Origin of the sequence: Amycolatopsis sp. NPDC051758 (genome assembly GCF_044453095.1) — a bacterium.
In the GTDB taxonomy this organism is placed as follows: Bacteria; Actinomycetota; Actinomycetes; order Mycobacteriales; family Pseudonocardiaceae; genus Amycolatopsis.
On sequence record NZ_JBITCJ010000001.1, the window covers coordinates 910,490 to 925,870 of the forward strand.

Sequence of the window (15,381 nt, forward strand, 5' to 3'; positions counted from 1 at the left end):
TCCCCGATGGCGTGCTCCGGACGACGCAGAGTCTTGCACGAGCCCCGGCGGGGTGGAGGATGGTCCGGTGATCTCCGTCGACGACTACCGCGACCGCGTTGCCGCGCTCCTGGGCAGCTCCCCCGCGACCGCCCTGCCCCTCGCCGAAGCGGCCGGCCTCGTGCTCGCCGAAGACGTCCGGGCCGGCGTCTCCCTCCCGCCCTTCGACAACTCCGCGATGGACGGTTACGCGGTCCGCGCGGCGGACGTCGCCGAAGCGCCGGTGACCCTGCCGGTCGCCGACGACATCCCCGCGGGCCGGGTCGACGTCCAGCCGCTCGAACCGGGCACGGCGCACCGGATCATGACCGGGGCGCCGCTGCCGCCCGGCGCGGACGCCGTCGTGATGGTCGAAGACACCGACGGCGGCACCGAGACCGTGACGATCTCCGCCGTCGCCACCGAAGGCGCGCACATCCGGCACGCCGGCGAGGACGTCCTCGAAGACAGCGTCGCGCTGCACGCCGGGACCGTGCTCGGGCACTCCCAGCTGGGCCTGGCCGCCGCGGTCGGGCTCGCCGAGGTGCTGGTGCACCGGCCGCTGCGGGTGGTGGTCGCCTCGACCGGCACCGAGCTGATCGACGCGCCGGCGCCGCTGCGGCACGGCCAGATCTACGAGTCCAACAGCGTGATGCTCGCCGCGGCGATCCGCGGCCTCGGCTGCCAGGTCGACGTCGTCCGCAGTGTGGTCGACGACGTCGAGGAGTTCCGCAAGGTCATCGAGCCGAAGCTGGCCGGCGCCGACCTGCTGGTCACCTCCGGCGGCGTCAGCGCGGGCGCGTACGAAGTGGTGAAGGACGCGCTGACCGGCCAGGGTGTCGAGTTCGCGAAGATCGCGATGCAGCCGGGCGGGCCGCAAGGCTACGGCCGCTGGCAGGGCGTGCCGGTGGTGACCCTGCCCGGCAACCCGGTGAGCGTGCTCGTGTCGTTCGAGGCGTTCCTGCGCCCGGCGATCCTGACGGCGCTGGGCCACACCGACGTCTCGCGCCGGCGCGTGCGGGCCCGGCTGACCGAGGCGATGTCCTCACCCGGCGGCCGCCGCCAGTACCGCCGCGGGGTGTTCACGCCGTCCGACCGCGAGGTCACCGGGATCGTCGGGCCGCGCGGCGGGCCGGGCTCGCACCTGCTCGCGGCGTTCACCCAGGCCAACTGCCTGATCGTGCTGCCGGAGGACGTCACGTCGGCAGCGGAAGGCGACGAAGTGGACGTGCTGCTGCTGTGACCGGGAAGTCGCGCTCCTTCACCAGCGGCGCGAGCATCCCGAGCGCGACGATCAGCACGCCGGACATCACCCAGAGCGTCTCGCGGACGCCGATCACCTCGCCCAGCACCCCGCCGAGGACACCGGCCAACGGGATCGTGCCGTAGTTGACGATCGACGCGCTCGAGTTGATCCGGCTGAACAGCTCGGGCGGGCTGTACTGCTGGCGGAACGTCGTGGTCAGCACGTTCGAGGCGACGACGCCGGCGCAGACGCCGAACTCCGCGAGCACGAACAGCGCGAGTCCCCAGCCCGGGCCGCTCAGCGGGCCGAGCAGCAGCATCGGCGCCGCGAAGACCTCGCACAGCAGGAACGCGCGTGCGGTGCCGAACCGCGCGCCGAGCCGGCCGGCCAGCGCCGCGCCGAGGACGCCGCCGGACGCGGCCACCGCCAGGACCAGCCCGACCAGGCCGGGGGCGGCGCCGAGCGTCCGGGACAGGAAGACGATGTGGATGGCCTGGTACCCGGTGAGGGCGAGGTTCGAGACGGCGCCGAACGTCATGAGCGTGCGCAGGTAGCGGTCCTGCAGCACGAACCGCAGGCCCTCGGCGATCTGGCTGCGCAACGGCGTGCGCTCGACCGGGACCACGGCTTCGCGCACCTTGATCGCCCGGACGCACAGCACGGAGACGCCGAAGCTGACGGCGTCCGCGAGGACCCCGCTGACCGGGCCGAACGCCTGCGCCAGCAACCCGGCCAGGCCCGGCCCGCCGACCTGGGTCGCGGACTCGCTGCCCTGCAGCTTGGCGTTGGCCGCCAGCAGCTCGTCCGGTCTCACCAGCGCCGGGAGGTACGCGCGGTAAGCGAGGGTGAAGAACACCTTCGCGACCCCGCCGAGCAGGGCGGCGGCCAGCAGGTACGGCATGGACAGCACCCCGAAGGCCGCCGCGAGCGGGACACTGCCGAACACCGCCATCGACACCGTGTTGCAGGCCAGCATCACCGGCCGCTTCGGCAGCCGGTCGACCCAGGCGCCGGCGGGCAGGCCGACGACCAGCCACGGCAGCCAGGCGACCGCCGTCAGCAGCGCGATCTCGAAGGTGCTCGCCTGTAGCGTGACCACCGCGACCAGCGGCAACGCCGTGCTCGCGACCATGCTGCCGAGCATGCTCGTGGTCTCGCCGGTCCAGAGCAGCCGGAAGTCCCTGTTCCCCCAGAGCCCCTTCACGGCTTGCCCAGCGATGCTCGCGCGGCGAAGAAGACGGGACGCCGCTCGATGCCGTCCCCGGGTTCGGTGCGGTTCTCGAACTCGCCGATCAGCAGAAAGATCCGCTCGTTGAGCTCGTCGAGCTCGTCCTTGGACAGCCGCACCCAGGTGTCGATGCTGAACGGCGCGCCGCGCCACTCCTCGGGGTAGTTCTCCCGGTTGGCGATCCAGTCGCGGGCGATCGCGACCTGGTGGTCGAGCACGAGCACCTCGGCGGCTTCGGCGACCGGGTCGCCGGGGAAGTCGCCGGCAGCCCACCGCAGTGTCTTCGCGCTGCGCTTCCACCAGCGTTCCCGCTGGTCACGAGCCAGTTCCGGGGCCACCTCGACCAGCTTCGCGGCGGCCAGCACCTTCATGTGGTGGCTGACGTTGCCCACCGCCTGCTCGGTCTTCGCCGCGAGCATCGACGCCGTCGCGGGGCCGTCGAGGTGGAGCAGCTCCAGGAGCCGGCGGCGCAGCTGGTGGGACATGGCCGCCAGCACCTTCGAATCGTGGATCTCCCGGATGTCGTCGCTCATGACGCACAAGACTAGTTGCACAAGAGTTGTTGCGCAATGACTCTTGTACAACTGCTCGCGTAAGCTCCCGTCATGGGTTTCGTCGCATGGGTGATCTTCGGCGCGATCGTCGGCTGGGCCGCGAACCTCGTGGTCGGCGGCCGGGACCGGCGCCGGCAGGGCTGCCTGGTCAGCGTGCTGGTCGGGGTGGTCGGCGCGGCCCTCGGCGGACTCGTCTACCGGCTCGCCACGGGCCAGGCGAAGACGTTCGAATTCGACTTCCCCAGCTTCGGCGTGGCCATCCTCGGGGCGGTCGTGCTGCTGGCGATCCTGCGGCTCGTGAGCGGTCTCGGCCGTCGTCCGAGTGACCGTTTGTAACTTTTGCTTCGGTGATCCGTGATCAACGGCGTCCCAGCCGTTAAAATGTGTCCTCACGCGCAACACCCGGTGGCCGGGTGCCTGCGCCGTCGGGGGGCGCATGCACCCGGCCTCCCCCTTTTCCGAAGCCGGCTGTCGCTTCGATGACGACGTCGACCGCGCGCAGCGGATCCACCAAGGACGGCAACGGCACCTCGTCGATCTCCGCGCGCCACGCGCCGAACAACTCGGCGAGGCGAGCGTCGACAGGATCGCGGTGGTCGGTCATCGGTCCCCCTCCCGGTCCGGCGGCAGCGCCCCGAACGGCGTCAACTACTTAGAGTTGTCGATGAATTCGACGATCCGTTACCGGGATGTGGTCGTTCCCACCCGCCGTGGGGACACCCTCGCGGAGGAGCCACCCAGGGGCGCACGGACACCCTCACCTGGGGCAGCGGTAGCGTGGTGGCGCCCGTACGCGGCGGCCGGACCCCGGCGCCGATCCGTTCTTCCGACACGAAACCAGGGGACCCGACCATGAGCGGCACCCGGCCGGAATCCGCCGGCAATCCCGTCGCCCACGCTCTCCAGCTGGCCCGCGAGACGCTGCCGCCGATGCACCCGGCCGGTCGCCCGTTCGTGGTGGGCGGCGCGGTCGCGACGCTGGTCGCCCGCCGGTTCTCCAAGCGCCTCGGCGTCCTGGGCGCGCTGACGACGGTGGCCATGGCCGCGTTCTTCCGCGAGCCGAAGCGGGTCCCGCCGCCGCGTGACGGCGTCGCGCTCGCCTCGGCCGACGGTCTCGTGTCGCTGATCGAGGAAGCCGTCCCGCCCGCCGAACTCGGCCTGCCGGCCGTGCCGCGGATGCGCGTGTCGGTGTTCCTCTCGGTGTTCGACGTGCACGTCCAGCGCGTGCCGGCGAACGGCGTGATCGAGCGCGTCGCCTACCGGCCGGGCAAGTTCCTCTCCGCCGACCTGGACAAGGCCAGCGAGGACAACGAACGCAACTCCGTGCTGATGCGCACCGAAGACGGCCACGAGCTCGTCGTCGTGCAGATCGCCGGGCTGGTCGCGCGCCGCATCCTGTGCGAGATCCGCGAGGGTGACAAGGTCGGCGCCGCTTCGACGTACGGCATCATCCGCTTCGGCTCGCGGGTCGACCTCTACCTCCCGCCGGGCTCGCGGGTGCTGGTCGCCAAGGGCCAGCGCACGGTCGGCGGCGAGACGGTGATCGCGGAACTCCCTGCTTCGCCTGCGAAGGGCTGATCGATGGTCCGCGTGACCACCCCCGGCGTCCGCCTGCTCCCGAACGCCATCACCGTCCTCGCGCTGTGCGCGGGCCTGTCGGCCGTGCAGTTCGCGCTGACGAAGAACTTCGCGATGGCGATCGCTTCGATCGGCATCGCGGCGGTGCTCGACAGCCTGGACGGCCGGATCGCCCGCCTCCTCGACGCGACGTCGAAGATGGGCGCGGAGCTGGACTCGCTGTCCGACGGCATCTCGTTCGGCGTCGCGCCGGCGCTCGTCATCTACGTGTGGCAGACCGGCGCGGACCGGATCGGCTGGGTGGCGTCGCTGATCTTCGCCGTCTGCATGATCCTGCGGCTGGCCCGGTTCAACACGCTGCTGGACGACACCGAGCAGCCGGCGTACGCGGGTGAGTTCTTCGTCGGCGTCCCGGCGCCCGCGGGCGGCCTGCTCGCCATGCTGCCGCTGGTGGCCTGGCTGCAGTGGGGCGGCGGCTGGTGGTCGTCGCAGTGGGTCGTGTGGGCGTGGACGATCGCGATCGCGGCGCTGCTGATCAGCCGCATCCCGACGCTGTCGCTGAAGACGGTCAAGGCCCCGGCCAAGGCGATCGCTCCGCTGCTGATCGGCGTCGCCCTCCTGGCGGCGGCGATCATCCAGTTCCCGCTGGTCGCGCTGCTCGTGGCGATGATCCTGTACCTGGCGCACATCCCGTACTCGGTCTACCGCCACCGCTGGCTGGCCGCGCACCCCGAGGCCTGGACGGTCCCGCCGCGCGAGCGCCGCGCGATCCGCCGGGCCCGGTCCCAGCGCCGCCTCGGCCTGCGTCCCCCGCTGCGTCGTCGCGTCGCGGGCGCGGCGATGCGCGCGGTCCGCCTGCCGCGCAACGGCGAAACGGTCCGCACCCCCCGAGGCAGCGAAAACGGCCAGGGCCCGCGCCGCCGCTCATGGCGCCAAATCGGCCTCCGCCGCAAGTAAAGCCCCACCAGACACACGAGATACCCCGCCAATCACGCGAGATACCCCTCCAGACACGCGAGTTACGCCCCCAATCACGCGAGATCGCCCGCTGATCACGCGAGATACGCCCCGGATCACGCGAGCCGACCCTCCAGGCACGCGAGTCGACCCTCCAGGCACGCGAGTCGTCCGTCTGGGTACGCGAGTTCGCCGTTCCGGTACGGCGATCACCCGTGATCCGGGCGGCATCACGCGTGCTCAGCGGGGCATCACGCGTGCTCAGCCGGGCATCACGCGTGTTTGGCGGGGCATCAGGCGGGTGCGGCTTCCTCGTCGGCCGGGCCGAGGACGAACTTCGCGGCCGTCAGCCGGGACCGCAGCTCGGTGACGTCGGGGTCGCTCGTGCCGCCGCGCATGGCCGCGCCGATGTGCGCGGCGAACCGGTCCTCGAGGTCCTGCACGAGCTGCCCCGCTTCGACGGCGCCGATGAGCTCGCCGACGCGGCCGAGCTTGCCGGTCGTGATCATCGCCTTCCGCGCGGCATCGTTTCGGGACCGCTCGACGCGGATGCGGAACGCGCAGATGCCTTCGAGGTACAGCCGGGCGAGGTCCTTCTCCTGCTCGGTGAGGAACGGCGACCGGCGGATGAGGAAGAAGTTGAGCTCCTGCAGGTGCCGGTAGAACTCCTCCGGCCCCAGCTCGGCGATCCGTGCCGCGGTCGTGTGCTCGTTCAGCACGGACCAGAGTTCCTTCAGGGCCTCGGCACGCTCGGCGCGGTAGTGCTCGGCCGCCGTGGCGGCCCGCTGCCGCCGCCACTGCCAGTGGCTCAGCAGGGCCACGAGTGACGCGACCGCCGCCGCGATGATCGCCGACAGAACACTGGCCATCGCGGACCCCCGTAGCGCCGGAACGTCCAGTCTATCCGCGCCGCAAGCCGCCGATCAGCAGTTCGAGCTGGTATTCGAAGTCCTGGACGCAGTCGCCGGACTCCAGCGCGGGCAGCACCCGCCGCAGGCTCGGCAGCTCCGACGACGTCACCATCCGGTGGAAGTACACGACCACCGGCTCGGCCCGCTCGGCGCGGGTCCCGGTGCCGACCGTCCCGGTGAGCACCGAGCCGAACAGCATCCCCAGCAACGACCGGTAGCTCCGCGCCGCGGCCTCCTCGGAAAGCCCCGCGTCCAGCAACGCGTGCAGCAGCGCGTCGATCACCCGCAACGCCCCCGCCGACCGCGGGTTCGCGTCCTGCGCCGCCAAGGCCCGGACCACCACGGGGTGCCGGGTGAAACTCGCGTGCAACCCGGAGGCCAGCAGCCGCACCCGCGAATCCCACGGCAACGCGGGATCAGGAAGAGAAACCTCCTCGAAGACGCGCGCGGTGAGCCCGTCCAGCAGATCACCCTTGTTCGAGACGTGGTTGTAGAGCGACATCGCCTCGACGCCGGCCGCCGCCGCGACCTTGCGCATCGACAGCGCGGCGAGACCCTGCTCGTCGGCCAGGCGCAGGGCCGCGTCCAGGACTTTCTCACGGTTCAAGACCATACTTACAGTGTACGCATACACTGTAAGTATGGACGCCGAAACCGTGCTCACCACCACCCGATCGGTCCGCCGCAAGCTGGACCTCGACCGCGACGTGCCCCAAGAAGTCCTGGACGACTGCCTGAAGATCGCCCAGCAGGCGCCGACGGCGGGCAGCATGGCCGCCCAGTTCCGCTGGCTGCTCGTCCGCGATCCCCACAAGAAAGCCCAGATCGCCGCGTACAACCGCGAAACCGCCGAAGCGGCGTGGGAGAAGTACGGCCACCTCGTCGAGGAGCGGGCCCTCAAGTCCGCCCAGCACCTCGTCCGGAACCTCGAACGGATGCCCGTGCTGGCGATCCCCTGCATGATCGGCCGCCCGCCGGCGGACGCCTTCACGCAATCCGCGTACTTCGGCTCCGCGTACCCGGCGATCTGGAGCTTCCAGCTCGCGCTGCGCGACCGGGGCCTCGGCAGCTCGATCTGCGGTTACCACCTGCAGGACCACGAAGCCGACGTCGCCGCCCTGCTCGGCATCCCCGGCGACGTCCTGCAGATCAGCCTGCTCGCCGTCGCCCACACCACCCAGCGCGACTTCCGCCCCGCCGTGCGGCCGGCGGTCCGGGACATCACCTACTTCGACGCCTGGGAGCGCTCCGCATCGCTAGGGTGAACGGCGTGAGCCACCCCCAGATCACGCTGACCGTGCGGCACACGCCGTCCGCGCTGGACACCCGCCGCGGTGTCGTCCGCCTGCACCCCGAAGTGCTCGACGCGCTGGGCCTGCGGGCCTGGGACGCCGTGCACCTCACCGGCGCCCGCGTCAGCGCCGCCCTCGCCGCGCCCGCCGACGAGACCGGCATGCCGGGGGTGCTGCTCACCGACGACGTCACGATGTCCAACCTCGGGGTCACCGAGGGCTCCGAGGTCGTGGTCGCGCCGGCCGAGGTCGCGGCGGCGAAGACGGTGACCGTCGCGGGCTCGCGGCTGGCCAGCGTCTCGGTCAGCCCGCACGTGCTGCGGCTCGCGCTGATCGGCAAGGTGGTGACCGTCGGCGACGCCGTTTCCCTGCTGCCGCAGGACCTCGCGCCGCAGCCGGGGTCCGACCCCGCCGGCCTGCGCGGCCAGCTGTCCCGCGCGATCGGCGCGACCTGGACGAACGAGCTGCTCACCGTCACCGCGGCCGAGCCGGCCGGCACCGTGGCCGTCGGACCGTCCACTGTGGTCGTCTGGCGTGACGGCGCCCGCCCCGCGGCCGAGCCCGCCACGCCCCGCACGGCGACCGCGCTCGTGCGCACCTCCGCCGTGACCGCGGCCGAGGAGTGGATCGACGCGGAGATCGTCGAAGACGAGGTGGCGGTCGAGGAAGCCGCCGAACCGGCCGTGCCGCTGGCCGACCTGATCGGCGCCGAAGCCGCCGCGCGCAAGCTCGCCGAGTGGTTCGACCTGGCGTTCCACCGTCCCGAGCTGCTGGCCCGGCTGGGCGCGCCCGCCCACCTCGGCGTGCTGCTGTCCGGCCCCGAAGGCGTCGGCAAGGCGACGCTGGTGCGGTCGGTGGCGAGTGACGCGAACATCCGCGTGGTGCCGCTGGCCGCGCCGAACCTCGCGGTGCTGGACCCGAACGTCGCGGTCGCGCGCCTGCGCGAAGCGATCCGCGCGGCCGAAGAGCCCGCGGTGCTGCTGCTCACCGACGTCGACGCGCTGCTGCCCGCGGCGACCCCGCCGCCGGTGGCCACGGTGGTGCTGGAAGAGCTGCGGGCGGCCCTGCGCCGGGAGCGGTTCGCCGTGGTCGCGACGACGGCCCGTGCGGAGTCGGCCGACCCGCGGCTGCGCGCCGCCGACCTGCTGGACCGTGAGCTCGGCCTGGCGCTGCCGGACGCGAAGACCCGTCGCGAGCTGCTGAACGTGCTGCTCCGCGACGTCCCGCTCGACTCGGGCATCGACTGCGGTGTGCTCGCCGAGAAGACGCCGGGGTTCGTCGCGGCCGACCTGATCGCCCTGCGGCGGGACGCGGCGCTGCGAGCGGCGCTGCGCCAGCGTGACGAGGACGAGCCGCGGATCTCCCAGCAGGACCTGCTGGACGCGCTGGCCACCGTGCGGCCGGTGTCGATGTCCACTTCGGACAACCTGGCCACCGGCGGGCTGACCCTGGACGACGTCGGGAACATGGTCGACGTCAAGCAGTCGCTCACCGAGGCCGTGCTGTGGCCGCTGCGGTACCCGGACTCGTTCGCCCGGCTCGGTGTCGAACCGCCGCGCGGGGTGCTGCTCTACGGGCCGCCCGGTGGTGGCAAGACGTTCCTGGTGCGGGCGCTGGCCGGCACCGGCGCGCTGAACGTGTTCGCGGTCAAGGGCGCCGAGCTGATGGACAAGTGGGTCGGCGAGTCGGAACGCGCGGTGCGGGAGCTGTTCCGCCGCGCCGCGGAGGCCGCGCCGTCCCTGATCTTCCTGGACGAGATCGACGCGCTGGCCCCGCGCCGCGGGCAGTCGTCGGACTCGGGGGTCGCCGATCGGGTGGTCGCGGCCCTGCTGACCGAGCTCGACGGCGTCGAGCCGATGCGCGAGGTCGTCGTCCTGGGCGCGACGAACCGCCCGGAGCTGGTCGACCCGGCGCTGCTGCGCCCGGGCCGGCTCGAGCGCCGCGTCTACGTGCCGCCGCCGGACGCCGAGGCCCGCGCTGCGATCCTGACGGCGAGCTCGAAGAACACGCCGCTGGCCGCCGATGTGGACCTCGCCGAGGTGGCGTCCACTCTGGACGGTTACTCGGCGGCCGACTGCGCGGCGCTGATCCGCGAAGCGGCGCTGACGGCGATGCGCGAGTCCCTGGAAGCCCGCGAAGTCACGGCGGCGCACCTGGACGCGGCGAGGAAGACGGTCCGCCCGAGCCTGGATCCGGGCCAGCTGGCGGCGCTGGAGGCCTACGCGCACGCCCAGGCCGGCGACTGAAACGCCCGAAGGGGCGCCACCCCGTGGGTGACGCCCCTTCGAGGGAAGATCGTCAGCTGCCCTTGTGGCCCGACTCGTATTCCTTCGTCACGATGATGATCACGCCCGGGCTCGCGCCGGCTATCCCGGGGAAGCGGGGCTCGGCCTTGATCCCGAACTCCTGCGCGAGCTGCTTCGCCGCGGCTTCCTCGTCGGTGCCCGGGCGGTAGAACGCCGTGGTCACCGGGATCGTGCCCTGCGAGTAGTTGCCGACCTCGTTGACGGTCCAGCCGCTACCGCGGAAGTCTGCCGCGGCCCGCTCGGCGAGGTCCTTGATCAGGGAGTTGTTGAAAACCCGGACGGTCACCCACTTGTTGCCCGCCTGCTGGTCACCACCCGGCTGCCCGGGCTGGCCGGACGTCGGCTGCCCCGGGGGCGGGGTGGTCGGCGACGGCGGGGTCGGCGACGGGTTCGTCGAAGTGGAGGACGGCGGCGGTGACGACGGCGAGGTCGGCGGCTGGCTGGTGCCGCCCGAGGTGCCGGGCTGTGTGGCCGTGCCGCTCGGCCCGGCCTCGTTGGACCCGTCTCCCCCGCTCAGCGCGGAGATCCCGCCGATCACGGCGGCGATGATCGCCACCCCGACCAGCGCGACGCCCGCGGCCTTCATCGGCCGGGACATGCCCGAAAACACGCTCATTTCAGTTCGATCCCCAGTCGCCGGGCACCACGTTTGCGCTGCCGGGCGGCGCGCGTCTTGCGCAGCCGCTTCACCAGCATCGGATCGGCTTCGATCGCCTCCGGCTTCTCCAGCAGCTTGTTGAGCAGCTGGTAGTAGCGCGTGGCCGACAGGTCGAAGCGCTCGCGGATGGCGTTCTCCTTCGCCCCGGCGTGACGCCACCACTGACGCTCGAAGGCGAGGATCTCGACCTCGCGTTCGGTCAGGCCGGGCACGGGCTTCGGCGGCGACGGCTGCGGCTCAGCCATCGACTCCGCGGCGTCCATCCGGGTCCCTCTCAATCGGGCGTATGGCGAATCAGAACTAGCTCTTCCGCGGGCGTCATTCAACCACGGAAGCGCCCGCCGACGTGGGCATCCGCGTCGGCGCGTCACGGTCTGGTGCAGGTCTACCAGAAGGGTCCGACTAAACTGCGCGGTCGTGACCATCCACGCCATCGTCATCGCGGGCGAGCCCGTGCTGCACCAACCGACTCGGGAGATCACCGAGTTCGACGCGGAACTGCGCACGCTCACCGAGGACATGTTCGAAACGATGTACGCCGCCGAGGGCGTCGGCCTCGCGGCCAACCAGATCGGCCTCGACCTGCGGGTGTTCGTCTACGACTGCCCGGACGACGAGGGCGTGCGGCACAAGGGCCTCGTCGTCAACCCGAAGCTCGAGACGTCGGAGATCCCGGAGACCATGCCGGACCCGGACGACGACTGGGAGGGCTGCCTGTCGGCGCCCGGCGAGTCGTACCCGACGGGCCGCGCGAAGTGGGCGAAGGTGACCGGCTTCGACGTCGAGGGCAACCCGATCGAGGTCGAGGGCACCGGCTACTTCGCGCGCTGCCTGCAGCACGAGACCGACCACCTGGACGGGTACATCTACCTCGACCGCCTGGTCGGCCGGCACGCGCGTGCCGCGAAGAAGATGCTGAAGTCGAACAAGTGGGGCGTCCCCGGCCTGTCGTGGCTGCCGCCGCGCACCCCCGAGGACGACGGCGCCGTCATCTGACCGGGCCCCGAGCGCCCCAATGTGGCGTTGGGTGCGTCCAACGCACCCAATGTGGCGTTCGGTGCGTCAGATGCACCCAACGCCACATTGGGGCGTTTGAGACTCAGCAGCCGAGGAAGTGGCAGCGGACCACGCGAGGCGTCTCCAGCGTCGAGCCCGCCTTGACGTCCCAGGCCAGGCGCACGTACTGCGCGTGCGTCCAGGCCAGCGGCGTCGCCGAGTTGTTCGGCGTCCCGGCCGGGAACCCGGTCTGACCGGACGGCGGGTTCTCGTCCCACACCTGCTCCGGCATGGTCTCCGCCGAGCTGCTCACCCGGCCGAGGTCACGCAGCCGCCGCGCGGCCGACGCCGGGTCGCCGAGCGTCAGCTCGTACTCGCCGCGCTCGCCGGCGAGCAGCGGCCACAGCCGGCCGAACGTCGTGCGGCTCTCGGCCGGGAACGTGTAGTCCCACGGTGAGCCGTCGGCCTGCTCGCCGTAACCGTCCTTCGTGTACCGGTGCCAGAACTGGCCGGTCGGCGTGGTGAACGCGATGTCCTTGTCCGTGACGCGCACACTGTTCTTGATCACCGGGTCATCGGCGCGGTAGATGCCGAGCCGGACCAGGTCGAGGAACCCGGCGTCGGTGACCGCGCGCTGGTCCATCGTGACGCTCGAGTTGCCGAGGTTGTACGTCGTGCCGGCGTTGGCGTTGCCGTCCTTGGTGAGCCGGACGAAGTACGGGTCCTTCGACAGCGGCCCGTTCGTGGTGATCGTCTGCTTGGGCAGGTCGGCCTTGAACTTGTCGGCCGCGGCAAGGTAGCGGGCCGCGTCCGCCGGAGCGCCGTTGTGCGTGGCGAGGTCCGCCGCGCAGACGAGCCCCGCGATCACCGAAGCGATGGTCGACGGCGACCACCCGTCCTGTTCTTCCCAGCGCTCCTGCTGGGTCCACGGCGACGCCTGGCCGTTGGGACCCTTGTAGGACAACAGGAACTCGGCCGCCTTGCGCACGCCGGGCCACACGTCGGTGCGCCCGAGCTGCTGGGCCAGCACGATCGGGAAAGCGGTTTCGTCGAGCTGGATCGACGTCCAGTACGGCACGCCGTCCACCCGGCTGTTCTGCGGCATGTGCCCGTCGGCCTGCTGCTGCGTGCCGAACATGTAGCTCACGGCGCGGTTCGCGGCGCCGGTGTCACCGCCGGCGGCCAGGCCGGTCGCGATCTGGTAGAGGTCACGCGGCCAGACCAGGTGGTAGGTGCCGGACGGCGACCACTCCGGGTCGTTGTTCCCGAACCGCCACGGCATGCTCGGCGACGCGATGAAGGCGCCCGGGTGGTGCTTGTCCTCACTCGCGGCGAGCGTCAGCATCGACGCCTTGTAGAGGTCACGCTCGGCGTCGGTCTTCAGCGACGACGGCGGTTTGCTGATCCCGCGCAGGTACTGGTCCCAGCCACGGTCGTAGGCGCGTGTGATGTCGCGGACGCCGCGTCGCTGCGACGCCTGCGCGTTGCCGAGCGCGTCGGCGGCTTTCGCGCCCATACCGAGCGCGAGGGTGACGTGCCGGTTCCGGAGACCGTCGGCCGTGGTCTGCCCGGTCAGCAGGACGTTGCCCTTGGTGGCGCTGTTGTAGGTAGCGAGCTTGAACGTCTTGGCAAGCTGGGTATTGCCGTCGGACGCGCCCGCGTAGCCGACACTGGTCTTCGTGAAGGCGGGCTTCGCGGTCAGCGCGGCGGCGTTCGTGGCGTCCTGCGCGGTCACGGCGTCACCCTTGCGCGTGGCCGAATCGTCGGAGCCGTCGTTGGTCAGGTCCGGGTCGGCGACCGCGTAGAGCTGGTACGGCCGCCCCGTGAGCGACTGGAAGTCGACGTCCACCAGCACCGTCGTGGCGGCCGGGTCGGTGACGTAGGTCTTCCGCAGGCGCCAGCGGTGCTGGTCGTCGGTGATGGTCTGCTCGTAGGTCAGGCTGTCGTCGTCGGTCCGTCGGACCTGCTGCGACTTCGCGCTGTAGTCGGTGACGGCGAAGCTGCGGCCGTCCGTGACGACGAAGTTCATCGAACGGACGCTCGGCGTGGACAGGTCCGGGTAGTAGACCTCGGACATCTGGCCACCCTGGAGGGTGAACCAGACGTTGCTGGACCGGTTGTGAGCGGTGCCGAAACCGGTCTTGTTCGCGGGCAGCCAACTGGGATGGGCCCCGGGCGCACCGGGGGCCTCGCCGCCGCCCTGAGCCGCCGCGATCCCCGGGATCAAGCCGGTGACCAGCAGCCCGGCGAGGGCGCCGAACATGAGTTTGCGCATATCAACCCCACAGAAAAGTCGCTTCTGCACCGTTACAGAAGCGCCTGGAAGTCTCTCGCCGATCCTTCACCGGCGCATGGTCCGATCCGGTGAACCACTGACCGTCACTGGTCCGGTCACGGTCGATCCGTAGGTGCCTCGCGCTCCCCGCTTTACGCTGGAGGCGACGGAGGGGGCGCAAATGACCTGGATCGTCTTGGGAATCGTGGTCGTGGCGCTGCTGGCGGTCGCCGTTCTGGTCGACCTGAGGGACCGCCGCCGTGGCGGGAAGCGCATCGCCGGCGGCCTGGGCGAAGCCCGCCGGGACCTCCCACCGGACCCCCACCTGGGCGACCAGAACGGGACCTACCTGCCCTGAGCCGCACCGGGTTCTCGTTCGGCGAACGGACTTCCCGCCTTTCCAGGCGCAGACTTGTATTACCTGCAACGGTGTAATCGAGGTGCATTCATGGACGAGGCGATGGACGCCTACTCGCGCGCCGTCAGCACGGTCGCGAAGACCGTCACCCCGCACGTCGCCGGGGTCCAGCTCGGGCGCGGCAGCGGCTCCGCGGTCGTCTTCGCCGACGACGGCCACCTGCTCACCAACGCGCACGTCGTTGATGGGAACCAAAACGGCGTCGCGACCTTCGCCGACGGCAGCGAGGTGCCCTTCGACGTCATCGGCGCCGACCCGCTGTCCGATCTCGCCGTGCTGCGGGCGCGCGGCGAGACGCCGTCGGCCGCCGAGCTCGGGGACGCCGACGACCTCGTCGTCGGGCAGCTCGTGGTGGCCATCGGCAGCCCGCTCGGCTTCTCCGGCACCGTCACCGCGGGCGTCGTCAGCGCGCTGGGCCGAGCTCTCCCGGTGCGCCACGGCCGCGCCGGGCGCGTGATCGAAGACGTCATCCAGACCGACGCCGCGCTCAACCCGGGCAACTCCGGCGGTGCGCTCGCGGACTCCGCCGGCCGGGTCATCGGGATCAACACCGCGGTCGCCGGGTTCGGGCTCGGGCTCGCGGTGCCGATCAACACGACGACGCGGCGGATCATCAACACGCTCGTCGTCGAAGGCCGGGTGCGGCGGGCGTACCTCGGCGTCGTCGGCGTGCCCGCGCCGCTGCCGGACGACATCGCCGAGCGCACCGGCCAGAGCGCCGGGCTCCGGGTGCACGAAGTCGTCTCCGGCGGGCCCGCGGACCGAGCGGGTCTCAAAGCCGGCGACCTCGTGCTGACCGTCGGGCGCACCCGCGTCTCGGACGCGCAGGGCATCCAGCGGCAGCTGTTCGCGGAAGTGATCGGCACCCCGTTGCCGATCACCGTGCTGCGCAACGGAGCCATGGTCGACGTCTACGCGACACCCGCCGAACTGGTCGGGTGAGG

At 71.6% G+C, this 15,381-nt stretch carries 17 protein-coding genes; 9 read left to right on the top strand and 8 right to left on the bottom strand.

The features are described 5' to 3' along the window. The first annotated feature begins 67 nt into the window (after positions 1 to 67). Positions 68 to 1,261, top strand: a complete 1,194-nt coding sequence (glp, locus tag ACIA5G_RS04760; RefSeq protein ID WP_395920849.1) for a gephyrin-like molybdotransferase Glp — start codon at positions 68 to 70, stop codon at positions 1,259 to 1,261. On the opposite strand, the gene ACIA5G_RS04765 is transcribed toward glp, so the two are convergent. Next, a complete protein-coding gene (locus ACIA5G_RS04765; protein WP_395920850.1) occupies positions 1,215 to 2,468 on the bottom strand; it encodes an MFS transporter in 1,254 nt (417 codons plus the stop codon). The two genes, glp and ACIA5G_RS04765, sit on opposite strands and share 47 nt — an antisense overlap. Beyond that, positions 2,465 to 3,025: a helix-turn-helix domain-containing protein gene (locus ACIA5G_RS04770; RefSeq protein ID WP_395920851.1), complete on the bottom strand. Its 561-nt coding sequence runs from the start codon at positions 3,023 to 3,025 to the stop codon at positions 2,465 to 2,467. Before ACIA5G_RS04770 ends, ACIA5G_RS04765 begins: the two co-directional genes overlap by 4 nt. 72 nt (positions 3,026 to 3,097) lie before the next feature. Between ACIA5G_RS04770 and ACIA5G_RS04775 the strand changes: the two genes are divergently transcribed. Further along, the gene (locus ACIA5G_RS04775) at positions 3,098 to 3,382 is read left to right on the top strand and encodes a GlsB/YeaQ/YmgE family stress response membrane protein (protein ID WP_395920852.1); all 285 of its coding nucleotides are present in this window, start codon (positions 3,098 to 3,100) and stop codon (positions 3,380 to 3,382) included. A 40-nt stretch (positions 3,383 to 3,422) separates the two neighbouring features. Here ACIA5G_RS04775 and ACIA5G_RS04780 read toward each other — a convergent pair whose 3' ends face one another. Continuing rightward, positions 3,423 to 3,650, bottom strand: a complete 228-nt coding sequence (locus ACIA5G_RS04780) for a hypothetical protein (RefSeq protein ID WP_395920853.1) — start codon at positions 3,648 to 3,650, stop codon at positions 3,423 to 3,425. Positions 3,651 to 3,898: 248 nt separating this feature from the next. Here ACIA5G_RS04780 and ACIA5G_RS04785 point away from each other — a divergent pair, with 248 nt between their 5' ends. Both ACIA5G_RS04785 and pssA read left to right on the top strand, forming a co-directional pair. Beyond that, complete coding sequence (locus tag ACIA5G_RS04785; protein WP_395920854.1) at positions 3,899 to 4,624, top strand: phosphatidylserine decarboxylase; 726 nt, start codon at positions 3,899 to 3,901, stop codon at positions 4,622 to 4,624. 3 nt (positions 4,625 to 4,627) lie between these two features. Beyond that, positions 4,628 to 5,581 (top strand): CDP-diacylglycerol--serine O-phosphatidyltransferase, encoded by a 954-nt coding sequence (pssA, locus tag ACIA5G_RS04790; RefSeq protein WP_395920855.1) that lies wholly within the window; start codon positions 4,628 to 4,630, stop codon positions 5,579 to 5,581. Between the two features lie 293 nt (positions 5,582 to 5,874). Here pssA and ACIA5G_RS04795 read toward each other — a convergent pair whose 3' ends face one another. Both ACIA5G_RS04795 and ACIA5G_RS04800 read right to left on the bottom strand, forming a co-directional pair. Further along, on the bottom strand, positions 5,875 to 6,450 hold the full coding sequence (locus ACIA5G_RS04795; protein WP_395920856.1) for a hypothetical protein: 576 nt from the start codon (positions 6,448 to 6,450) through the stop codon (positions 5,875 to 5,877). 31 nt (positions 6,451 to 6,481) lie between these two features. After that, positions 6,482 to 7,105 carry a TetR/AcrR family transcriptional regulator C-terminal domain-containing protein gene (locus tag ACIA5G_RS04800; protein WP_395920857.1) on the bottom strand — a complete coding sequence of 208 codons (624 nt, stop codon included), beginning with the start codon at positions 7,103 to 7,105 and terminating at the stop codon, positions 6,482 to 6,484. 28 nt (positions 7,106 to 7,133) lie between these two features. On the opposite strand from ACIA5G_RS04800, the gene ACIA5G_RS04805 reads away from it, so the two are divergent. Continuing rightward, on the top strand, positions 7,134 to 7,757 hold the full coding sequence (locus tag ACIA5G_RS04805) for a nitroreductase family protein (protein WP_395920858.1): 624 nt from the start codon (positions 7,134 to 7,136) through the stop codon (positions 7,755 to 7,757). 5 nt (positions 7,758 to 7,762) lie between these two features. Further along, positions 7,763 to 10,030: an AAA family ATPase gene (locus ACIA5G_RS04810; RefSeq protein WP_395920859.1), complete on the top strand. Its 2,268-nt coding sequence runs from the start codon at positions 7,763 to 7,765 to the stop codon at positions 10,028 to 10,030. A gap of 52 nt (positions 10,031 to 10,082) precedes the next feature. On the opposite strand, the gene ACIA5G_RS04815 is transcribed toward ACIA5G_RS04810, so the two are convergent. Together ACIA5G_RS04815 and ACIA5G_RS04820 are read right to left on the bottom strand one after the other, a co-directional pair. Next, entirely contained in the window at positions 10,083 to 10,706 is a 624-nt protein-coding gene (locus tag ACIA5G_RS04815; RefSeq protein WP_395920860.1) for a LytR C-terminal domain-containing protein, read from the bottom strand. Beyond that, positions 10,703 to 11,011 (bottom strand): DUF3263 domain-containing protein, encoded by a 309-nt coding sequence (locus tag ACIA5G_RS04820; RefSeq protein WP_003101701.1) that lies wholly within the window; start codon positions 11,009 to 11,011, stop codon positions 10,703 to 10,705. Before ACIA5G_RS04820 ends, ACIA5G_RS04815 begins: the two co-directional genes overlap by 4 nt. A 154-nt stretch (positions 11,012 to 11,165) precedes the next feature. Here ACIA5G_RS04820 and ACIA5G_RS04825 point away from each other — a divergent pair, with 154 nt between their 5' ends. Continuing rightward, positions 11,166 to 11,744, top strand: coding sequence for a peptide deformylase (locus tag ACIA5G_RS04825; RefSeq protein ID WP_395920861.1), 579 nt, complete (start codon positions 11,166 to 11,168; stop codon positions 11,742 to 11,744). 103 nt (positions 11,745 to 11,847) lie between these two features. Here ACIA5G_RS04825 and ACIA5G_RS04830 read toward each other — a convergent pair whose 3' ends face one another. Further along, the gene (locus tag ACIA5G_RS04830; protein WP_395920862.1) at positions 11,848 to 14,019 is read right to left on the bottom strand and encodes a glycoside hydrolase family 15 protein; all 2,172 of its coding nucleotides are present in this window, start codon (positions 14,017 to 14,019) and stop codon (positions 11,848 to 11,850) included. A gap of 181 nt (positions 14,020 to 14,200) precedes the next feature. Between ACIA5G_RS04830 and ACIA5G_RS04835 the strand changes: the two genes are divergently transcribed. Together ACIA5G_RS04835 and ACIA5G_RS04840 are read left to right on the top strand one after the other, a co-directional pair. After that, complete coding sequence (locus tag ACIA5G_RS04835) at positions 14,201 to 14,377, top strand: hypothetical protein (protein WP_395920863.1); 177 nt, start codon at positions 14,201 to 14,203, stop codon at positions 14,375 to 14,377. A gap of 90 nt (positions 14,378 to 14,467) precedes the next feature. Continuing rightward, positions 14,468 to 15,379, top strand: coding sequence for a S1C family serine protease (locus ACIA5G_RS04840; protein WP_395920864.1), 912 nt, complete (start codon positions 14,468 to 14,470; stop codon positions 15,377 to 15,379). The last annotated feature ends 2 nt before the right edge of the window (positions 15,380 to 15,381 follow it).

Coding starts and splice junctions, on each gene's coding strand:
- ACIA5G_RS04770 (WP_395920851.1), bottom strand. CDS start 3,025: ATGAGCGACGACATCCGGGAGATCCACGATTCGAAGGTGCTGGCGGCC.
- ACIA5G_RS04775 (WP_395920852.1), top strand. CDS start 3,098: ATGGGTTTCGTCGCATGGGTGATCTTCGGCGCGATCGTCGGCTGGGCC.
- ACIA5G_RS04780 (WP_395920853.1), bottom strand. CDS start 3,650: ATGACCGACCACCGCGATCCTGTCGACGCTCGCCTCGCCGAGTTGTTC.
- ACIA5G_RS04785 (WP_395920854.1), top strand. CDS start 3,899: ATGAGCGGCACCCGGCCGGAATCCGCCGGCAATCCCGTCGCCCACGCT.
- pssA (WP_395920855.1), top strand. CDS start 4,628: ATGGTCCGCGTGACCACCCCCGGCGTCCGCCTGCTCCCGAACGCCATC.
- ACIA5G_RS04795 (WP_395920856.1), bottom strand. CDS start 6,450: ATGGCCAGTGTTCTGTCGGCGATCATCGCGGCGGCGGTCGCGTCACTC.
- ACIA5G_RS04800 (WP_395920857.1), bottom strand. CDS start 7,105: ATGGTCTTGAACCGTGAGAAAGTCCTGGACGCGGCCCTGCGCCTGGCC.
- ACIA5G_RS04805 (WP_395920858.1), top strand. CDS start 7,134: ATGGACGCCGAAACCGTGCTCACCACCACCCGATCGGTCCGCCGCAAG.
- ACIA5G_RS04815 (WP_395920860.1), bottom strand. CDS start 10,706: ATGAGCGTGTTTTCGGGCATGTCCCGGCCGATGAAGGCCGCGGGCGTC.
- ACIA5G_RS04820 (WP_003101701.1), bottom strand. CDS start 11,011: ATGGACGCCGCGGAGTCGATGGCTGAGCCGCAGCCGTCGCCGCCGAAG.
- ACIA5G_RS04830 (WP_395920862.1), bottom strand. CDS start 14,019: ATGCGCAAACTCATGTTCGGCGCCCTCGCCGGGCTGCTGGTCACCGGC.
- ACIA5G_RS04835 (WP_395920863.1), top strand. CDS start 14,201: ATGACCTGGATCGTCTTGGGAATCGTGGTCGTGGCGCTGCTGGCGGTC.
- ACIA5G_RS04840 (WP_395920864.1), top strand. CDS start 14,468: ATGGACGAGGCGATGGACGCCTACTCGCGCGCCGTCAGCACGGTCGCG.